Source organism: Spongiibacter pelagi, assembly GCF_014705705.1.
Classification (GTDB): Bacteria; Pseudomonadota; Gammaproteobacteria; order Pseudomonadales; family Spongiibacteraceae; genus Spongiibacter; species Spongiibacter pelagi.
Genome location: NZ_JACXLD010000001.1, coordinates 447913 through 467984, shown reverse-complemented (window position 1 = coordinate 467984; position 20072 = coordinate 447913). Strand labels below are relative to the sequence as shown.

At 52.1% G+C, this 20072-nt stretch carries 21 protein-coding genes; 8 read left to right on the top strand and 13 right to left on the bottom strand.

The window, feature by feature from the left end:
- The first annotated feature begins 60 nt into the window (after window positions 1-60).
- Window positions 61-633 (top strand): YceI family protein, encoded by a 573-nt coding sequence (locus IB286_RS02190; RefSeq protein ID WP_190762016.1) that lies wholly within the window; start codon window positions 61-63, stop codon window positions 631-633.
- On the opposite strand, the gene IB286_RS02185 is transcribed toward IB286_RS02190, so the two are convergent.
- Both IB286_RS02185 and IB286_RS02180 read right to left on the bottom strand, forming a co-directional pair.
- On the bottom strand, window positions 630-2000 hold the full coding sequence (locus IB286_RS02185; protein ID WP_190762015.1) for an ABC1 kinase family protein: 1371 nt from the start codon (window positions 1998-2000) through the stop codon (window positions 630-632). The genes IB286_RS02190 and IB286_RS02185 overlap by 4 nt on opposite strands.
- 25 nt (window positions 2001-2025) lie before the next feature.
- The gene (locus IB286_RS02180) at window positions 2026-2808 is read right to left on the bottom strand and encodes a dienelactone hydrolase family protein (RefSeq protein ID WP_317889678.1); all 783 of its coding nucleotides are present in this window, start codon (window positions 2806-2808) and stop codon (window positions 2026-2028) included.
- A 155-nt stretch (window positions 2809-2963) separates the two neighbouring features.
- Here IB286_RS02180 and IB286_RS02175 point away from each other — a divergent pair, with 155 nt between their 5' ends.
- Both IB286_RS02175 and IB286_RS02170 read left to right on the top strand, forming a co-directional pair.
- Complete coding sequence (locus IB286_RS02175) at window positions 2964-3956, top strand: class 1 fructose-bisphosphatase (RefSeq protein ID WP_190762014.1); 993 nt, start codon at window positions 2964-2966, stop codon at window positions 3954-3956.
- 13 nt (window positions 3957-3969) lie between these two features.
- A complete protein-coding gene (locus IB286_RS02170; RefSeq protein WP_190762013.1) occupies window positions 3970-4812 on the top strand; it encodes a 23S rRNA (adenine(2030)-N(6))-methyltransferase RlmJ in 843 nt (280 codons plus the stop codon).
- 18 nt (window positions 4813-4830) lie between these two features.
- Here IB286_RS02170 and IB286_RS02165 read toward each other — a convergent pair whose 3' ends face one another.
- From IB286_RS02165 to IB286_RS02155, 3 genes are all read right to left on the bottom strand, one after another.
- Window positions 4831-5238, bottom strand: a complete 408-nt coding sequence (locus tag IB286_RS02165) for a hypothetical protein (RefSeq protein WP_190762012.1) — start codon at window positions 5236-5238, stop codon at window positions 4831-4833.
- A gap of 197 nt (window positions 5239-5435) precedes the next feature.
- A complete protein-coding gene (locus tag IB286_RS02160) occupies window positions 5436-6458 on the bottom strand; it encodes an LLM class F420-dependent oxidoreductase (protein WP_190762011.1) in 1023 nt (340 codons plus the stop codon).
- A gap of 166 nt (window positions 6459-6624) precedes the next feature.
- Window positions 6625-7986, bottom strand: coding sequence for a cytochrome P450 (locus IB286_RS02155; protein WP_190762010.1), 1362 nt, complete (start codon window positions 7984-7986; stop codon window positions 6625-6627).
- A gap of 146 nt (window positions 7987-8132) precedes the next feature.
- Between IB286_RS02155 and IB286_RS02150 the strand changes: the two genes are divergently transcribed.
- Complete coding sequence (locus IB286_RS02150; protein ID WP_190762009.1) at window positions 8133-8720, top strand: TetR/AcrR family transcriptional regulator; 588 nt, start codon at window positions 8133-8135, stop codon at window positions 8718-8720.
- Between the two features lie 16 nt (window positions 8721-8736).
- Here IB286_RS02150 and IB286_RS02145 read toward each other — a convergent pair whose 3' ends face one another.
- Complete coding sequence (locus tag IB286_RS02145; protein ID WP_190762008.1) at window positions 8737-9609, bottom strand: TIGR03619 family F420-dependent LLM class oxidoreductase; 873 nt, start codon at window positions 9607-9609, stop codon at window positions 8737-8739.
- Between the two features lie 211 nt (window positions 9610-9820).
- Here IB286_RS02145 and IB286_RS02140 point away from each other — a divergent pair, with 211 nt between their 5' ends.
- Window positions 9821-10801, top strand: a complete 981-nt coding sequence (locus tag IB286_RS02140; RefSeq protein WP_190762007.1) for a ribonuclease Z — start codon at window positions 9821-9823, stop codon at window positions 10799-10801.
- Window positions 10802-10812: 11 nt separating this feature from the next.
- On the opposite strand, the gene IB286_RS02135 is transcribed toward IB286_RS02140, so the two are convergent.
- Together IB286_RS02135 and IB286_RS02130 are read right to left on the bottom strand one after the other, a co-directional pair.
- Window positions 10813-11574, bottom strand: coding sequence for an SDR family NAD(P)-dependent oxidoreductase (locus IB286_RS02135; protein ID WP_190762006.1), 762 nt, complete (start codon window positions 11572-11574; stop codon window positions 10813-10815).
- A complete protein-coding gene (locus tag IB286_RS02130) occupies window positions 11574-12110 on the bottom strand; it encodes a hypothetical protein (protein ID WP_190762005.1) in 537 nt (178 codons plus the stop codon). Before IB286_RS02130 ends, IB286_RS02135 begins: the two co-directional genes overlap by 1 nt.
- 139 nt (window positions 12111-12249) lie before the next feature.
- Between IB286_RS02130 and IB286_RS02125 the strand changes: the two genes are divergently transcribed.
- Window positions 12250-12471, top strand: a complete 222-nt coding sequence (locus tag IB286_RS02125) for an exodeoxyribonuclease VII small subunit (protein WP_190762004.1) — start codon at window positions 12250-12252, stop codon at window positions 12469-12471.
- On the top strand, window positions 12468-13406 hold the full coding sequence (locus IB286_RS02120; RefSeq protein WP_317889677.1) for a polyprenyl synthetase family protein: 939 nt from the start codon (window positions 12468-12470) through the stop codon (window positions 13404-13406). The genes IB286_RS02125 and IB286_RS02120 overlap by 4 nt, the downstream gene beginning before the upstream one ends.
- Window positions 13407-13511: 105 nt before the next feature.
- On the opposite strand, the gene bfr (IB286_RS02115) is transcribed toward IB286_RS02120, so the two are convergent.
- The 4 genes from bfr (IB286_RS02115) to IB286_RS02100 all read right to left on the bottom strand — a co-directional run bounded on the left by bfr (IB286_RS02115) (window position 13512) and on the right by IB286_RS02100 (window position 16982).
- Complete coding sequence (bfr, locus tag IB286_RS02115; RefSeq protein ID WP_190762003.1) at window positions 13512-13988, bottom strand: bacterioferritin; 477 nt, start codon at window positions 13986-13988, stop codon at window positions 13512-13514.
- Between the two features lie 16 nt (window positions 13989-14004).
- Entirely contained in the window at window positions 14005-14469 is a 465-nt protein-coding gene (bfr, locus tag IB286_RS02110; protein ID WP_190762002.1) for a bacterioferritin, read from the bottom strand.
- A gap of 272 nt (window positions 14470-14741) precedes the next feature.
- Window positions 14742-15233: a VOC family protein gene (locus IB286_RS02105; RefSeq protein WP_190762001.1), complete on the bottom strand. Its 492-nt coding sequence runs from the start codon at window positions 15231-15233 to the stop codon at window positions 14742-14744.
- A gap of 369 nt (window positions 15234-15602) precedes the next feature.
- A complete protein-coding gene (locus IB286_RS02100; protein WP_190762000.1) occupies window positions 15603-16982 on the bottom strand; it encodes a class II fumarate hydratase in 1380 nt (459 codons plus the stop codon).
- A 148-nt stretch (window positions 16983-17130) separates the two neighbouring features.
- On the opposite strand from IB286_RS02100, the gene dxs reads away from it, so the two are divergent.
- Window positions 17131-19047 carry a 1-deoxy-D-xylulose-5-phosphate synthase gene (gene dxs / locus IB286_RS02095; protein WP_190761999.1) on the top strand — a complete coding sequence of 639 codons (1917 nt, stop codon included), beginning with the start codon at window positions 17131-17133 and terminating at the stop codon, window positions 19045-19047.
- Between the two features lie 13 nt (window positions 19048-19060).
- Here the strand turns inward: dxs and IB286_RS02090 are convergent, their stop codons facing one another.
- Entirely contained in the window at window positions 19061-19933 is an 873-nt protein-coding gene (locus IB286_RS02090; protein WP_190761998.1) for an HDOD domain-containing protein, read from the bottom strand.
- Window positions 19934-20072 lie beyond the last annotated feature (139 nt).

The following is a 20072-nucleotide window of genomic DNA, read 5'->3' as shown; positions in this document are numbered from 1 at the left end:
TTAACACCCTGTTTTAACACTCTGTTTTACAACTCTGTTAACTCACTAGGAGCGATACCCATGAAACGCGTTCTTCCCACTCTGTTGTTGGCAATGCTGGGCCTAAATAGCCCGCTGCACGCCGCCGATTACACCATCGACACAAAAGATGCCCACGCCTTTATCCAATTCAAAATTAAGCACTTGGGTTATAGCTGGCTATACGGTCGCTTTAACACCTTTGATGGCAGCTTTTCTTACGACCCCAGCAAGCCTGAAGCCTCAAAGGTTCAGGTTAATATCGACACCCGCAGCGTAGACAGCAACCACGCCGAGCGCGATAAGCACCTGCGCCGGGAAGATTTCCTGTTTGTTGAGAAATTCCCAACGGCGACATTTACCAGCAAGAAAGTCACCGTCGCCGCCGATGGCAGCATGACCCTGACCGGTGATCTGACTCTGCGCGGCGTTACCAAAGAGCTGGTCATTGATGTCGATAAAGTCGGCGAAGGCAAAGATTACTGGGGTGGTTATCGCGCAGGGTTTACCGGCACCACTGAATTCAAGCTGAAGGATTTCGGCATTCCAATGAACCTCGGCCCCGCCTCAGAAGTGGTTGAGATGACCTTGGATATTGAAGGGATTCGCAACTAATCCAACTGACACACCGCCTTGAGCACCGGCTCGCCGTCAAACTGGGCGTCGAGCTGGGCGATCAAGGCATACACACCCAGAAGTTTTCGCATGACATAGAGAAAGTCCTTGGGCGGCAGCGCAAAGTACAAACTGAGCGACGCCGCCATTGCCTGTTTGGCAATGCGCTTGGGTAAATTACTTTGGCGCCAATGATAGACCCCATCTGAATTTGTGGCGCTGCTCGGCACCGAGTCATCCACACCGCGCAACGGCTCCGCGATATCCATTCCAATATCGGCAAAATTTTGCAGCACACTATCGGGAAAGTGCGATTTCATAAATTCCAAGCTGATCGCGCGCTCAAGAAACACTATGCGATCTTTGCGATAAGCTGCCAGTAACATCTCGCCGAATTCTGTGGCGAAAGGCTCAGACAGCATTCGCATGGCGCCAAAATCCAGCAATAGCAATTGATCCTGCTCACCTTGGGGGTCAACTCTTACCCGAAAGTTGCCAAAGTTGGGGTCGGTTTGCAGGCGCTTCCAGCAAAACACCTCATTTAAAAACACCCCAAGTATGCTGCGACCTAGCGCATTGCGCCGCGATTGCGAAAGCGCTTGTACCGCATCACTGGCTACCGCCTCGCTCGCCTCATAACTCATAGTGAGAATTCGGCGAGTGCAATATTCAGGATAACTTTGAGGAACAATATAGCGGGAATCCGCCGCCAATTTTTGCGCGACAAAATCCATATCGCGCCGCTCTTGCTCGTAATCCACTTCTTTGTGGAGCAGCTCACGCACATCCTCAAACCACGCATCTATATTGCGGGTTGATTCCAATAAGCGAGAGAGTTTAAGCAGGGTCAGCACCGCGCCAAAATCAGCATCAATGGTGGTATCCACTCCCGGATACTGCACTTTAATGCACAGTTCTGCGCCGGTTTTTTTCAAGGTGGCGCGATGCACCTGCCCCAATGAGGCCGCCGCCAGCGGAGTCGGATCAATATCCAATTCTGCTAAACGCTCAGCGCCTAACTCGCAGTGCAATTGTTTTTGAATCACCGACCACGCCATAGGCGGCGTATCGTCTTCAAGCCGATGAAGCGCATCAGCCACCTCTGGCGGCAACACAAAGTCACCATAGGTGGCCATCACCTGGCCGATCTTCACCACGCTGCCTTTTAGCTTGCCAAGCTCGGCAATCAGCCAGTCGATGTTTTGCTGACGGCGCTGCTGATGAGCCTCGTCATTATCACTGAATTGTTCGCGCAGCTTTTGGCCTATGGCGCGGCTGCCGAATTTCAATCCGAGTTTTGATAACTCCAAACGCCGCGAGAACCCGCCGGTTTTCAGCCTCGACAGGCCCTCGTCTTTTTTACTCATGCCGCTTATTTTTTACTCATACCGCTTAATTGGCCTGCTCACGCCCCAACATATCTAGCAGTGCTTGCCAGCTCGCCTTATCCGCCGCCGCATCATAAGCCAGTGGCATATTGTATTTCTGGCCTTTGGCGGTCGCGCCCGGATTGCTAAAGCCGTGGGTTACATTGGCAAAATTCATTAACTGTAAATCCACCTCGGCCGCTGCCATCTCCTGCACCAGACCTGTCACTTGCTCGGCGGGCACAAAGGGATCAGCCGCGCCATTGGCGACCAGCACCTTGGCTTTGATCACGCCTTTCTGAGCGGGAGTCTCGGTACCGAGGCTGCCGTGAAAACTGGCCACGCCCGCCAAATTCACACCGCGACGCGCCTGCTGCAGTACTACTGCGCCACCAAAACAGTACCCAATAGCATAAATCGCATTATTGTTTACGCCACGTTGCTGACGCAGAACCAGCATCGCGGTATCAACTCGCGCATTCATTTGCTTAGGGTTTGCCAGTGCTTTTTGCATAAACAGTTTGGCGTTTTCAGGGTGATCAGACACTTCGCCCTCGTCATACATATTCAGCGCCAGTGCGGTATAACCCGCTTCAGCCAGCATTCGCGCACGGGATTTGGCGTAATCATTCAGCCCCCACCACTCATGCACCACAATCACGGCGGGCTTGAGTTCATCGCTTGCCGCTGCCCGGTAGAGAACCGCCGTACCTAAATTGTCCGGCAGGCTTAGTGTTTGCTCTAAAACCTCTGCTTGCACTGATGCCCCCATAATTAAACCTACACACAAAGCCAATAAGCGTTTCACGATAATCCCCGTCTAGTGTTTTTTGATCGGCCTAAGCTAACCCAGCCTTCGCCGCGCTTCAATCACTCAAAGCGCTCAGCAACGGGATTGCCCCTGTCGAATCCCGGCTGGCAATGGCATAATTACCGACTGAATTTGACCAATGGAATTCCACAATGAGCCAAGCTGTCGGCACCACCCTTTCCCTCAAAGACTATCTGCAGCAACAGCAAGCCAGCGAACAACTGCAATCTGTCCTATTTAGTCTCACCGAGGCCTGCCACAGTATTCATCACGCCCTCACCAAAGGCGCGCTTGCCGGTGTATTGGGTGCCGCGGGAGCGGAAAATGTTCAGGGTGAAGACCAGAAAAAACTCGATGTGATTGCCAACGATCTAATCAAAGACAGTCTGGGCAAAAATCCAAGCGTTCGCGGCTTGGCCTCCGAAGAGGAGCCAGAAATTGTCGCCTGCCAAACCGATGGCCAATATCTAGTCACCTTTGACCCCCTCGACGGCTCCTCAAATATCGACATTAACAGCATGGTTGGCACCATCTTTTCGATCCTTGAAAGCCGTGGTGAACACGCCGCTACCGAACAGGATTTTTTACAGCCCGGCCGCCAGCAAGTTGCCGCCGGTTATGTGCTTTACGGCCCGTCGACCATGCTGGCCCTAAGTGTTGGTAATGGCGTAGTGATGTTTACCCTAGACCCCAGCAATGGCGATTACCTGCTGACCAATAACGCCGTAACTATTCCTGAAGACGCCAAAGAATTCGCCATTAATATGTCCAACCAGCGCTTCTGGCATCCGGCCATGCAACGCTATATTGCCGAGCTGCTCGAAGGCGCCGAAGGCCCAAGAGGCAAAGACTTTAATATGCGCTGGGTGGCCGCCATGGTTGCCGATGTACACCGCATTTTGTGTCGCGGCGGCTTGTTCACCTATCCGTGGGATTCACGCAAACCCGATCAAGCGGGTAAACTGCGTTTGATGTATGAAGCCAACCCCATGGGCTTCTTGGTGGAACAAGCGGGCGGTGAAGTATGGACCGCCGCCGGCAAGATTCTCGACATTCAACCCGAGCATATTCACCAGCGGGTGCCGGTGATTCTCGGCGCGAAAAATGAAGTGCTACGCTGTGTGGAATATCACGGCAACGCCTAAAAGGTGTGACTAAATGCTGAGTTATCGTCATGGTTTTCACGCGGGCAATCACGCCGACGTGCTCAAACATCTGGTGCAAGTGCTCAGCCTTGATCACTTGCTAAGACATGAAGAGCCCTTTCTTTATGTCGACACCCATGCCGGTGCCGGCCTGTATGATCTGGACAATGATTTTGCCCAGAAAAATGCTGAATTTATCGGCGGCATAGACAGCCTGCGCCACGCCAGCAAAAACCTCTGCGCGGAGTTGCGGCTGTATCTGAATACGGTTGATGACTGCTGCGTTCGCTTCGGTAAAAGCCTGACCCACTGCTACCCCGGCTCGCCTCTGATTGCGCTACAAATGAAGCGCAAAACTGATCGCGCGGCGTTTTTTGAACTACATTCTGCCGACGCCGATGCGCTTTACAAATTAAGTTATCGAGATGCCAAGCTGGCCCATGCCGATGGCTTTGCCGGCCTGCGCGCCATTCAGCCGCCCAAATCCCAGCGCGGACTGATTTTGATCGACCCGCCCTACGAAGACAAAAGCGATTACCAAACCGTGGTAGATGCCGTTAGCGATGCGCTTGATCGCTTCCCCCACGGCATATTCGCGGTCTGGTATCCCTTGCTGCCAAAAGCAGATCACAAGGCACTGGTAAAAGGGCTGATGGCACTATCGCCGGAATATTATTTGCGCGCCGAGCTGGAAGTTATGTCGCCCGAGGGACAGCACGGCATGTATGGCAGCGGTATGTTTGTGATTAATCCGCCGTGGAAACTGAGCAAGCAATTGCCGCCAGCATTAAAACAATTAGAAAGCCTGCTTGGAAAACCGGTTGGCAAATCACTATTGGAATATCGCCAGCCTTGAGTTGAACTGGCGACACCGCTATTTATACACCACTTGCCCGCGGTACATCTGCTTGGTCTTTTTGGGGGCCGCCCCCTCCTCCGCGGGATCAAGGGTGAGTGATTCTGATTGGGCCACCGGCTCGCGAGTAGCATTGGCATCGCGATAAACCTTCTGGCCGCGATAAGTCATTTCGGTAATCGCCGCATGATCCTTTTCTTTCTTTTTCTGCGGCTCCGCCTTGCTCTCCAGTGAGAAATCACTGCCCGCCATCGATAACAATTCTGCAACCGTTTTGCGGGTGTATTGATCGCGACTTTTCTTGCCCATTTCACCCAAGGTCGAGAGCAATTCGGGATCAACGAGGCGGATTTTTACGCCGAACTCAGCGCGAATTCGCGAACGCAACTGCTGGATCAGCATGACCATTTCCGGAGAGTACGTCATTAAAGCCCTCGGACGTCGACAACACAGATAGGAAAAATTTCGTTGCGCAAGAACGTCCTGTGGCAAGCGCCAAAGAAACAGAGCAATAACTGCGCCAGCTATCTATAGCCAGAGAGGGGAAAGAGAGAGGCCAGCTCGACAAAACCGGCCCCGTTCTGGTGCGAGCGATTATTGCCGCACCAGAATTGAGCAAAGACTTATAGCAGCGCTTCGGCAACCACTTCGAGGGTTTCTACCGAAAGATCAAAATTATCTCGATGCCCAATCATCAGCGTGGTGACCTCGGATTTCTTCCAATCCTGCAGGCGCTCACGGATGCGATCGCGTGAGCCAAGCAGAGAAATTTCATCCACCAAGGCATCTGGCACCGCCTTAATGGCTTCCTCATGCTTATTGGCGTACCAAAGATCCTGCACTTTCTGAGCCTCGTCGCCAAAGCCCATGCGATCCATCAGGTTCTTATGGAAGTTATCGTCTTTGGCGCCCATGCCACCGAGATACAGCGCCATGGTCATCTTGCCGGGAAACATCGCCTCCTCCAGATTATCGGAGACAACAGTGTTAACCATGGCATTAATTTCAAAGCCCTCCGGCTTATTCGCCAAGCTGTCTTTGAAAATATCCATGCGGTAAGGCGAGACAAAAATCGGCATCCAGCCATCAAACCGCTCCGCCGCCAAGGCGATATTTTTAGGGCCTTCCGCACCGAGAAATACCGGAATTTTTTTGCGAAGCGGATGGGTAATGCTCTTTAACGGCTTACCTAAATGCAAACTATTGGGGCCATCATAAGGCAGGCGATATTGGTTGCCTTGGTATTCCACGCCCTGTTCACGCGCCAAGGTCATTTGAAAAATATCCAGCCATTCTCGGGTACGCTCCAGCGGGCGTTTGAACTGCTGACCATACCAGCCTTCAACTACCTGCGGGCCTGATACGCCCACTCCCAAACAGAGACGGCCATTGGAAAGATGGTCCAAGGTTAACGCCGACATTGCCGCGCAAACCGGTGTGCGAGCAGAAATTTGCATCACCCCTGTACACAAGCGAATCTTGCTGGTGTGGGTAGCAATAGCTGCAAGAGGCGTAAAACAATCCGAGCCGTAAGCCTCGGCGGTGAACACCGAATCGTAGCCCAGCGCTTCTGCGGTTTTTGCCAGCTCGATAAAACGGTCAGTAGGCTGTTTTTGCCAATAGCCCAGATGTAATCCCAGCTTCATTGCGTTTCTCTCAAATAAATTGGGTAAGAATGATTCGAGTATAGAAAGCCCGCGCAAAACAACCTATGGCATAACTGCTCAGCACACTGGCATTTATAAACCACTTATTACTCGCACAAAAAAGCCGGGATAAACCCGGCTTCGTGAGATTGGGCGCCTGCTTTAATCAGGCAATTTTTCGCAGCACAATTGGCAAATCGTCAGAAGGCTTGGGCAGCGGCACGGTCTGCATATCTGGCTTGGCGTGATCGGCCAGCTTCACCTCATAGCGGCGCAGGAATTGATGCAGGAAATTTTTCACCTGCATCAACGCGAAGTGCATACCGATGCATTTGTGGGCACCGCCACCAAAACCAACAAAGCTAAAGCTATGGCGCTTATGCTCCATGCGCGGCTCCAGCCAGCGATCAATGTCGAACTTTTCAGGATTATCCCAGTATTCCGCCATACGCTGGGTATGCATCGGCGTCATAAACAGAATCGTATCTGCGGGAATGCGGTAACCGCCCAACTCGCACTCATTAATGGTGCGGCGCTGCATCATCATAACCGAGGGGTGCAGTCGCAGCGCTTCTTTCACTGCGATTTCCGCCAGCGGCATTTTGTCGAGGTCTTCGTATTCCAAAAATTCCTTGTCGATCGCCATCACTTCATCGCGCAGGCGCTGCTGGGTTTCCAGATCCTGACCGAGGTAATACATCAGATGGCTAAGCGCACTGGTAGTGGTGTCGTGCGCAGCGAACAGCAAAAAGCTCATTGCTGATTCGATATCTTCATCCGAGAAGTATTCGCCGTCTTCGGTTTTTTCTTTTACAAAATAGGTGAAGGTATCTTTGCCATCACCTTTGCGGCGCTCTTCGATCAGGCTGCGATAAAAGCCTTTCAGATAGCGTTCTTGTTTCTTAGCCTTGTAGTGTTTGGTGCCGGGAATTTCGGCGGTGATAATGCCCATCATGCCGTTGGCAACATCGGTAAAGGCCTGATTCATTTTATCGGCTTCGGCATTATCGGGGTCGAGGCCGACAAAAATCTTACCTGCCACATCCAGCAAGTTTTGCTTGATAGCCGGGAAAAATTTCATATTTGGCGTATCGCCCCAAGACTCCACCGCCTCGCCAATCATCGGCCCCATGGTGTCGATATAGCCCTTCATGGCATCGTTTTTAAACGCCGACTGCATCATCCGGCGCTGGAATTTGTGCTCTTCGTGATCGCGCAACAACAACGCGCCACGGTAGTAACGACCCAGTGAGCCGCGATAGCCCATTTCCGCAGAAAAGTTTTTGTCTTTATCGAGATAAACCTGCTGGAACAGGTCGGGGCCAATCAGCAGCACGCCCTTGAAGCCCGCCAATCCAAAGCGGGAAACCGGGCCAAAAGTGCGGTACTGCTTTTCAATGGTGCCGTACAGATCGCGCACCAGTGGAAAAGTATGACCAATAATCGGCGGCCCAAAGGTGCCGGGGATATGTTTCAGGTCGTGATTATCTTTATGTTCGCGATAGTCGTGTGTGAGTGCGGTAGCCATTCCAGGCCTCCAGGGCATTTAATAATTATTGGACGCCCATCATAGAAGCGAGCCCAAAACATATCAAGCGTTCGAAATGAAATATTCGTCATCTCATCCGAATGGGTATATCCTTGCTTTCGCCGCACCCTAATTGGACACGATTGTTGAGAAAAGTAGACCACGACCACCGCCGCATTGAGGTCGCTGAAGCCGCCGCTAAACTGATTTCGCGGGAAGGTATGGAAGGACTCACTACCCGCGCACTGGCCAAGGAGCTTGGCTGTTCGATCGGCGTGCTATCTCACTACTTCCACAATAAAGAAGAAATTGTGATCGCCGCCTTTCGCTGGGCCGATCAGCGGATCGATGCCCGCATGCAGGCCGCCCTCGCCGAAGATTTCACCCTCGACACCTTTCTTCCGGTCATCCGCGCTGGCCTGCCGCTGGACGCCGAATCCGATTTGGAGTGGCGGGTACGGACTAATTTGCACACCTTTGCCATGACCCATAAAGCCTCGCTCAAGGCCGAGCGTGACAAGTTTGTCGATTTCAGAACCATCATCGGCGATATGATTGAGCGCTTACAGCGCGAGGGTCATATCCGCAACGACATCAGCGCCGCCGATCTGACCTTGGTCATGTTTGATTTAGTCGTGGGGCTAGCACGCAATTTATTGATGCTGCCACTGACCGAGCGCGAAGATCACGCCAGTTATTTATTTAGATTAATCGAGCAATTACGCCCCATCTAAAAAAGCCGCTTGTCTATTAGCGACTTTTGGCAATCACCTCATCGGAATACCAGCGCATCATGCCCATTTTTTCAGGCAGCGGCTTATCGGGCTCTGAGGCGTAAACATCTCGGAAGGCAACCAACACTTCGGTAACACCCAAATCTTCCAGTCGCTTAATCCCATCTGGGCTGTAGGCCTCGGCAGTCATAGCCTGAAACTCAAAGGGCAGATGGTCACGCCCATACTCACGGCGATAGCCATTAATTTCCTCAATCATCGCCTTGATGGAATCGTAATCGCCACCGGCACCAATCCAGCCGTCTCCCAAGCGCGCCGCGCGGCGCAGTGCCGGTTTGGAATGACCGCCGACTAATAGCAAGGGACGCTCAGAGGGAGCGGGACAAATTTTGAATGGCGGAATCTGAAAGATCTCGCCGTCATAGCCAAAGTACTCGCCGCTCATGGCGCCGTTGATGATTTCCATCATCTCGTCCAAACGCTTACCGCGCTTTTCCCAAGGTGTATTGGTAATTTCAAAATCTTCGGCCCAGGGGCTAATGCCCACGCCATACATAAAGCGATTGCCGGTCATCACCGCCAAGCTGGCAATGCTCTTGGCAATCAGCGCCGGCTCGTGCACGGCGGTTTTATGCACCGAAGTGGAAAACTTAATCTTCTCGGTTTTGGCCGCCAAATAAGCCGTGAGAATAAACGGCTCAATAAAAGGCACGCCATCTAAAAACTCACGGCTGCCATCGTCGTTATAGGGATATTTCGAGCTGGCCTCTTTGGGGTAGCAGATCGAATCCGGCATGGTGATGGTGTCAAATCCTAGCGATTCGGCTTCCTGTGCAAGGGCGACATATTCTTCCGGCGGACACATACTATGGTGATAGGCAAATTTCATTGGAACCCCACGGTTTATTTATTATTGTCTTAAAACGCTGATTGATACGTTCAGCAGCACCTGCTCGATGATGCCGTATGAATAGCGAGGAATAATAGAAGCTCAGCCCACTCAACCCCGCCCCTCAAACGGATGAGAACCGCAGCCGAAATTGACAGCGCTGCCGCAATTGTCGAAGCTGATCCAGTGAGGTTTTTAAGGATTAACGGTTATGCGCCTAACTTTTCTCGGCACCAGCGCCGGAGCGCCGACACCCTACCGCAACGTCACCGGCCTGTGCCTAGCCATTGAAGACAGTCGCGATTGGTATCTGTTTGACTGCGGCGAAGGCAGCCAACAACAACTGCTCAACACCCGCTATTCCGCAGCGCGCTTGCAGGCTATTTTTATCAGCCATGTTCACGGCGACCATTGCTACGGCTTACCCGGCCTGATCGCCAGCGCCAATATGCACGGCCGCACCGCGCCACTGACCATTTGTGCACCCGATGGAATTGAGCAGTTTGTACGCACCACCTTTATGCACACTGACGTCAACAACCTGCGCTTTGAACTTAACTTTGTGCGCAGTGATCAGCCGGGCTTTTTCTACCGCGATAAATATCTGGATGTCAGCGCCATCGCCCTTTCTCACCGCGTACCCAGTTACGCCTATCACTGCCGCGAACACCCACCCTATCACCTTGAAGAAAGCCAACTTGATAAGCTAGGTGTGCCGCGCGGCCCCATGTGGAATCGCCTGCAAAAAGGGCAAGATCAACGATTAGAAGATGGCAGCCTGATACGTGCAGACGATGTTCGTCACCCCGCATGGGCACCTCGGCAACTGATTATTGGCGGCGATAACGACCAACCCGAATTGCTGGCGTCAGCTCTACCTCAATGCCAACTACTGGTTCACGAAGCCACCTTTACTGAAGACGTATTAGCCCGTGTTGGCTCGCAGTATATGCACAGCACCGCTGCCATGGTGGCCAAAGCTGCCGCTCAGGCCGAACTACCTAATCTGATTCTTACCCATATTAGTCAACGCTACCGACTCGGCAGCGGCGAACATATCGAACACAGCGTGGAAGATTTAAGAGCGGAGGCCCGGCAAAGCTATACCGGGCAATTATTTATGGCGGAGGACTTAGAAAGCTATGAGCTCGATCGCGAGGGCGCGCTCACAATTCGGAAAGAACAAAATTAACGCCACTCAACTTAAATCAATTCCCGCAGGTTTGCCAAGCCGCCACGGGCAACTTGTTGATTTGCGTCTCCGGGCACAACAGCCAAACGCCCTTCTCCATCCATTTCGGCCAAGCTTTGCGCCACCACCGCCTCAACGCTGGACCACGCCTCTTCAGGAATAACTCCGGCATCAAAATTAGCGAGCTGATCGCGATCGTGGAATCCGGTGCGGGTATAACCGGGACATAAGCATTGCACTTTTATGCCGTAGCGCTTTTCTTCGATCGCAATACTTTGGGAGAGCGACAATAAAAACGCCTTGGTCGCCGCATACACAGCGACTTCTGGCATCGGCAAAAACGCGGCGAGTGAGGCGACATTAATAATTTGTCCGCGTCCCGCTTCACGCATAAAAGGCAGTGCAGCGCGACAGGCGATAAGACTGGCATCGCAGTGCAGGCTAATCATATTTAGCTGACCATCAAGATCGCATTCCGCCACTTTTTCTTGCAGTGCAAATCCGGCGTTATTGATCAAAATTGAAACCGGGCCTTTTTGCCGAATAACTTCCATCAACCGGGTTTGCCCAATCGTGCCAGCCAAATCTAGCGCAAAGCAGTGCACAGACAATTCATCACCCGCCATTGCCTGCAATTCGGCTTCCACCGCCGCCAGCTTGGTTTCACTGCGACCAAGCAATATCAAGGTTTTACAACGCGCCTGAAGCTGACGAGCATACTCCCGACCAATACCGTCTGAGGCACCCGTGATTAACGCAGTTTCTGTTCTCATTATTTTTCCTTGCTTGTGCGAGCAGTGCTTAACAGCGCATCAAATTCTGACTGGCCGATAGTCGCCTGCAATTCCACCCGGTTTTCCTGCAGAAGTTCAACCCGCGCCTGCTGCTTTAGACGCTCAACATTTTCCTGCTCAACACCGGCCAGCACAAACAGAGAGCGACGCGGGCTTTTACTCTTTTCTAAAATACGAATACCTTCAAAGCGCGCCAAGCGCTCAATGTCATCCGCATCGGGAAGGCGCAACTCAGTGCCTTCTGGCAACTCAGCCATCAAAGACGTTCGCGCATCTTCCATCAATAATGCTGTTACGGCAGCCATCGCCTCACGACCCGCCAAACGGCTCTGCAAGGAAATGGAAGGCAGTCTTGAGCGCTCGACCATGGCGGTGAAATACACATCATCCCGCTCAATATGGCCGCACACCCATGCCGGCGCCGTGCCTTGATCGGTGTCGGGGTAATGGCAATCTTCGGCCAGCGCCGGCGCCACCATCAAAGCCAAAGCCAATGCGCTAAATTGTTTTCTCATTGAGAAGCCTATTCTGTCTTGCTGTAAAAACCCTGCGCAGCATACCCCAGCCACTGCGCCTGACCAAACCGCCGCCCCGAATTACGCCGAGAATGTTGAATTCAGGTAAACTAGACACAAAAAAACGGGGGGACTTTTTATGGCCAAGACTAAAGCCATCGACTTTGAAGCTACGCTGGCTGAACTTGAGCAGCTTGTGCAGCGCATGGAATCAGGGGAGCTCAATCTGGAAGATTCACTGAAAGCGTTTGAACAGGGCATGGAGCTGAGTAAAAACTGCCAACAGGCGCTATCTGAAGCAGAGCAAAAAGTACAAATCTTGCTGGCGAACGAGAATCAGGACGCCACCAATCCACTATGAATGCCATGTTTCCCCAATCGGATCTGAGTGCCTTTCTCGACGCCTGCCGTCAGCAATTAAGCCAAACCCTTGTTGAATTATTAGGCCAGCCTAATAGCGAATTCTGCGACAGTGATGCCAGCGTCGCATTGGGAAAATTATTCAGCGCCGCCGAGTACAGTCTAACCAATGGCGGCAAACGCATTCGCGCGGGGCTGGTTTACGCCGCCGCTCAAGCAATTGGGCACGACGACGCCCTCTATGCGGACCTCGATAAAATCGCCGCCGCACTGGAAATGATTCACGCCTATTCCCTTGTGCACGATGATTTACCCGCCATGGACGACGACGATTTGCGGCGCGGCAAACCCACCTGCCATATCGCCTTTGATGAACCGACCGCCATTCTGGTTGGCGATGGATTGCAAACCCGCGCCTTTGAATTGCTAACCCAGCTTGAGCATTGCTCTGCTGACAACGCCCTTAAAATGATTGGTACTCTTGCCGCCGCCGCAGGCAACCGAGGCATGGTCGGCGGCCAAGCCATTGATCTGGGCGCGGTAAACACTGAGTTAGATTTGACTCAATTACAAACCATGCACCAACTGAAAACCGGGGCGCTGATTCGTGCTTCAGTGGCATTAGGCGCACTGGCCGCAGGCGCAAACACGGAGCAACTCGCCAAACTGGATACCTATGCACAAGCCATCGGCCTGTCCTTTCAAGTGCAGGACGATATTATTGATATAGAAAGCAGCACCGAGGAACTGGGCAAGCAACAAGGGGCCGATCAGGCCTTGAACAAACCGACCTTTCCTCGCTTGCTTGGCTTGGACGGTGCCAAAGACCTTGCCCAGCAATTGCACCAACAGGCCTTGGGCGCGCTCGAAGAGCTAGCAGATTCCGCGTGGACACTGCGGGAATTATCCGCTTTTATTATTTCGAGGCGCAGCTAGATTTAAGCCTCTCTACAGAAACAACAGCAGAAACAGCAGACGAAAAAAATGCCGCGATTGCGGCATTTAGTTTTTAGCTGGTGGACTTTCCCCAGCGTTATCGACTCAGACCGTTTCCATCTGGGATTGCAGATAGTTTGGCAGACCAATTTTGTCGATCAGTCCCAACTGTTTCTCCAGCCACCACGCGTGATCGACTTCAGTGTCGTCCAGCAGCTTTTCAAGAATTTCCCGAGTCACGTAGTCTTTCACGCTCTCGCACAGAGCAATCGCATCCTTCAGCGCATTAGCCACCGCAATCTCCACATCCAGATCGCTCTGCAACATTGCCGGTACGGTTTTACCAATGTTAATCGGCTCGCGGGTCACCATATCTGGTGTACCTTCCAAAAACAGAATGCGCTCAATCAGGGCCGCCGCATGGCCCTTCTCATCATCAAATTCGTGATCGATACGCTCAAATAATTTTTTCAAACCCCAATCGTCGTACATGCGGGCGTGAATAAAATATTGGTCCATTGCCGCCAGCTCGTAGCTCAACAGACCATTCAGCGCTGCAATAACGTTTTTATCGCCATTCATGATTCGGTCTCCCTTTTTACATTTGTGACTGCAGGTAATTTTCGATACCAGAATGTTTAATCAGGTATTCCTGCGTCTCAATCCAATCGATATGCGCTTCTTCATCTTCCAGAATTTCTTCCAGTAAATCGCGGCTCACGTAGTCTTGCTTGGTTTCGCAAAGAGCAATGGCTTCTTTAAGCTTGTCGACTTGTTCCAGCTCAAATTTCATATCGCACTTCAGCATTTCAGCGGTGTGCTCGCCGATACGGATTTTGTCGAGCTTTTGCAGATTGGGCAGACCTTCCAAAAACAGAATCCGCTCGATCAACTCGTCGGCCTGTTTCATGTCTTTGATGGACTTTTTGTAGCTTTTCTCATTCAGGGCTTCCAAGCCCCAATTGCGGAACATTCGCGCATGCAGAAAGTACTGATTAATCGAAGTCAGTTCGAGGGTGAGAATGCTATTCAGCACCTCGATGACCTTGGCGTCGCCTTTCATTTCAAGCTCCTTGTTTCCAATTTTTACACTTTCAAAAATTCGCCAGCACGGCGCGAATCAAGATGCCGAGATTTTAATGCAGCTCCACTTCAATTTCAAATTTTTCCTTTAATATCAACAATATACAAAACTTAACACAACGCGTTATCATTTGTATTCTGTTAATAAATTAGAATTTTCTTATCCAGAAACAAAACTCCCCGCTAATGCGGGGAGTCGGGTAAAGCTAGGCCTATTTTTGCAGGAAGCCGTTATTTGCAAGAAGGTCAGTTTTACAAACCCGCTTTAGCCAGCGTTGCGTAAGCCTCAATCACTTCTTTGGGAGCCTGTACCAACTCAACTAATACACCTTCGCTGCAAATCGGGAATTCTTCATTGCCCTTGGGGTGAATAAAAGTGATGTCGTGGCCAGCCGCACCGGGACGAATACCGCCGGGGGTGAAACGCACGCCTTGGGCCGTCAGCCACTCTACCGCCGCAGGCAGATCATCAATCCACAGGCCAACGTGGTTTAGCGCAGGGTCGTTTACGCGCGGCTTTTTCTCGGGATCAATCGGCTGCATCAAATCCACTTCAACTTTCAGTGGGCCTTCACCGGCTTCGCAAATATCCTCATCGACGTTTTCTTTCTCGCTGGTGTAAGAGTGAGAAAAGCTCAGACCGAGGGTATCTACCCAGAATGTACGCAGTTTTTGTTTATCGAGACCGCCCACGGCGATTTGCTGAACGCCGAGAACTTTAAAGGGACGTGAGGCAGAAGACACGGGATTGCTCCTCTAGATATATTGTCGTTGTAAGAAAGAGGCGCATTTTACATCATCTTTTAGTGGCAAGCGCCTGCCCCGCACGACAGGCATAGTTTTTAGGTGGCCGCTCACAAAAGCGATCAATCCAAGCCAGCAATAACCACGGCATCCATAGCGGCGCTAAGGCCAAGAACAAGATAAGGTAAGCCACCTGGGTAGCCTTAATGTAAAACTGACAGGAAAGAGCGCATTTTGATCAGTTCTCGCTTATTGAAAGGTTGAACTTGATACTACTCTCGCTCAATCATTAATGCAAATGATTATCATTTGTAAAATATATTGGACTTATCCTTCCGCGTCGCCGGCGCCCCAAGGCTTTGCTTTGGGTTAAATCCCCCCTTTGGTTAACTTGATTGGGTCTAGTAATTGCTCCAATTCTGCACGGGAAATATCCGTTTGCTCCTCGGCCACATCGATAATTGGTCGCCCTTCTTTATAAGCCAGCTTGGCTATCTCCGCCGCCTTGGCGTAACCAATAATCGGATTCAACGCCGTTACCAAAATCGGGTTTGCCGCCAAACTTTCTTTCAAGCGCGCGTCATTCACGGTGAAATCCGCAATTGCCTTATCTGCCAGCGCCGTTGCCGCATTACTAAGCAGAGAAATGCTGTCGAGCAAATTTGCCGCGATTACCGGCAACATCACATTCAATTCAAAATTGCCGGATTGCCCCGCAACAGCGATCGTTGCGTCATTACCCATAACCTGTGCAGCGACCATCGCCACTGCCTCAGGAATCACTGGATTGACCTTACCCGGCATGATCGACGAGCCGGGCTGCAACGCTTGCAAACTGATTTCACCCAAACCAGACAACGGCCCGGAATTCATCCAGCGCAAATCATTGGCAATTTTCATTAGGCTGACGGCGGTGGTTTTCAGCTGGCCGGACAGGGCCACGGCATTGTCTTGACCGCCAATTAAGGCAAAGAAATTATCGCCGCGCCGAAACGCGACGCCGGCTGTTTGGCTTAATTGCGCACAAAAGCGGTCGGCGAATTCCGGCTCGGTGTTTATTCCTGTGCCCACGGCGGTGCCACCCTGAGGCAAACCCGCCATTTGCATTTGAGCATTACGCAGGCGAGCCACGTTTTGTTTGATCTGTACCGACCAGCCTTCCAGCACTTGCTCCAAAGTAACCGGCATCGCATCCATTAAATGGGTGCGCCCGGTTTTGCAGTAAGCACTGAGACTGCGCGCCTTCACCTCTATTACTGACGCTAGGTGCTCAAGCGCGGGTATTAAGTGATTCTTCAACTCCAGCACCGCACTGACATGAATCGCGGTGGGAATGACATCGTTGCTGCTCTGGCCAAAATTCACATGGTCATTAGCGCCCACCACGCTCCCTAAGCGCTTGCTGGCCAGATTGGCGATCACCTCATTGGCGTTCATATTACTGCTGGTGCCCGAGCCGGTTTGAAACACATCCACCGGAAAGTGGTTCAGCAAATGGGCATCATTCAGCAACTCATCGCAGCTAGCGGCAATGGCGTCCGCCATATCGGCGGACAGGCAATTTAACTCGGCATTGGCCTGCGCCGCCGCTTTTTTAATTTTCAATAAAGCGCGAATAAAGCTCAGCGGCATGGCGCGACCGCTAATGGCAAAATTATCTACCGCTCGTTGCGTCTGAGCGCCGTACAGCGCATTCACTGGCACCGCCAATTCGCCCATGCTGTCGCGTTCAATTCGAGTTTCCGCCATTTTCCCCGCTCTCCTACAAAAATTTCTCTAGATGTACCACATCAACCGCCCTAACAGGCAAAGATTACCGAAAATGCTTTGTTAGCCCGCGACCTAACAATTCGTATACAATTCACCGCTCGCTTGAAAAGCTCAGGTTTGTTCACGGATGTTCCAGACAATTCCCAATCAACGCCCGGCCACCCCGCTGCTAGACCGCATCGACACGCCGGACCAGTTACGCCAGCTCGAACCCGAGCAATTGCCCTTTTTGGCGCGCGAACTGCGGGAGTTTTTGCTGTATACCGTGGGCCAGACCGGCGGCCATTTTGGCGCGGGTCTTGGCGTTGTCGAACTGACTATCGCCCTGCACTACATCTATAACACCCCGGATGACCGCTTGGTTTGGGATGTTGGCCACCAATGCTATCCCCATAAAATTCTTACCGGCCGCCGCGAGCGCATGGACAGCATGCGTCAGGAACATGGTTTGGCTGGCTTCCCCAAGCGGGAAGAAAGTGAATACGATACCTTTGGCGTAGGCCACTCCAGCACCAGTATCAGTGCCGCCCTCGGCATGGCCATTGCCGCCCGCCAACAGAAATTGAAACGCCGCACCGTTGCCGTGATTGGCGATGGCGCCATGACTGCGGGCATGGCCTTTGAAGCCATCACCCATGCCGTGCACACCCGCGCCAATATGCTGGTGGTATTGAACGACAATCAAATGTCGATCTCGAAAAACACCGGCGGCCTGAACACCTATTTTTCAAAAATCTGGGCATCCAAGGCCTATAACCAATTCCGCAGCAGCGGTAAAAATGTGTTGAGCCACCTGCCCCGCCCGGCCACCGAAATCGTGGCGCGGATTGAAGAATATATGAAGGGCATGGTGTCGCCAGCCACCCTGTTTGAAGAACTCGGCTTTAACTATATCGGCCCCATCGACGGCCACGATCTCGATGTTTTGATCCCGACCTTGCAGAACATGCGCGAGCTGGAAGGCCCGCAAATGCTGCATATTATGACCACCAAGGGCAAAGGCTTTACACCCGCTGAAGAAGACCCGGTCGGTTTCCACGCCATTTCCAAAATCGAGCCCAAAACCGAAAAAGCCAAACCTGCTGCAAAACCCAAATTACCCAAGTACCAAGATGTCTTTGGTCAGTGGTTGTGCGATGAAGCGCGTGACGATAAACGCCTGGTCGGCATTACCCCCGCCATGTGCGAAGGTTCTGGCATGGTGGAATTTGCCAAGCGCTTTGAGAGCCGCTTTTACGATGTCGCCATTGCCGAACAACATGCGGTTACGCTGGCCGCAGGTATGGCCTGTGACGGCCTGAAACCGGTGGTTGCGATTTACTCCACCTTTTTACAGCGCGGCTACGATCAGCTAATCCACGATGTCGCCCTGCAAAATTTGGATGTCACCTTTGGCATCGACCGCGCCGGTCTGGTCGGCGAAGATGGCCCCACCCACGCCGGGGCCTTTGATCTTAGCTTCCTGCGCTGCATTCCCAATATGCTGGTGATGGCACCGTCGGATGAAAATGAATGCCGGCAAATGCTACATACCGGCTATCAATATGCCGGCCCAGCGGCCATTCGCTATCCGCGCGGCACCGGCACTGGCGCTACCATAGAATGCACCATGACCGAACTGCCTATCGGCAAAGGTTTGGTTAAACGTCAGGGCGCGAATGTAGCCATTCTCAGCTTTGGCACCCTGCTGAGCTCGGCACTAAATGCGGCCGAATCGCTCAATGCCACCGTTGCCGATATGCGGTTTGTGAAACCGCTGGATACGGATTTAATTGATGAGCTTGCAGCAAATCACAGCCTGCTAGTCACACTGGAAGAAAACTGCATTGCCGGTGGCGCGGGCAGCGCCGTGGTGGAATACCTGAATCAACAGGGTGTGGTAATGCCGGTATTGCAACTGGGTTTACCAGATCGCTTTATCGATCACGGCAAGCACGGTGATTTATTGGCCGCAGTGGGATTAGATAGCGCAGGCATTGAACAGCAAATCAGCCAGCGCCTACTAAAGCTTGATCCGAATAATCGAATTAGCTCAGTAAACTGAGATTCCCTAAGACTTAACCGCGCAGGGTTTCTCTCAGCGCGGTCACTTCATCTTCCGCTTCTTTCAAGAACGTCAGCCCCAAGGTCGGATCAGCCTCTTTTAGGCCCAAACGTTCAAACGCCGACATGGCAAACAGCTTTGGCAAACCCTTGATCTGCCCCTCACCCAGATAGGTGTGATAGCGCGCCACCAGAATCAAATCGGTCAAATCCGCTGGCTTATCGGTTTTACGCAGCCAGTTTTCCCGGTTCAGCGCGGTAAGCGTCAGCTCGTGATCAAACTCCCACTTGTGCAAAATCAGGCCATTAATCTTGCCGGTAAATTCGCGTAGTAAACGCGCAATCGCGGCGCCATCTTCGCGCAATTCTGGGTAATCTTTAAGGTTGCTCAAAATCGGCAGAGCGCCAATATCTTGCAAAAGCCCCGCCAGCATCGCCCGCTCAGGATCAAATCCGCAATGGCGCGCAATAACATGCGCCAGTGCGGCGGTATGTACACTGCGCTGCCAGCAATCTCTCAATAGGCGCTTGGTATAGGGGTCATTAATTCGGAACAAGGCATTCAGCGCATAGCCCATGGTGAGTTCACGGGTGGCCTCTAGCCCTAGGCGACTAATCGCTTTCTGTAAATTAGGCACCGGATTGCCACGACTATAAATGACGCTGTGACTGATTTTCATCAGATACGCGGTCAGCCCCGGATCTTGCTGAACCAAATTGGCCAGCTTGCGAATATCCAAATCGGGCTTGCCGATTGCCATACGCACTTCAATGGCAATATCCGGCAGGCTGGGCAGCTCTAAACTGCCATCGCGAATACTTTCCGCGATGCGTTTCAGCAGCTGGGCCTGAGAATCAGAATGTGATTGAAGGTGAACGGCAGACATGGCAATGAAGCGCTGGCTATTGGCTAACCAGCATCGCCGCCTAGCGGCTATTGCTCAATAGGCAATTACCGCAGCAATTCTTTTGTGACGACTGATTTCTTGATGACGGTCACGAAATCAAAACGACCATGAACTCAAA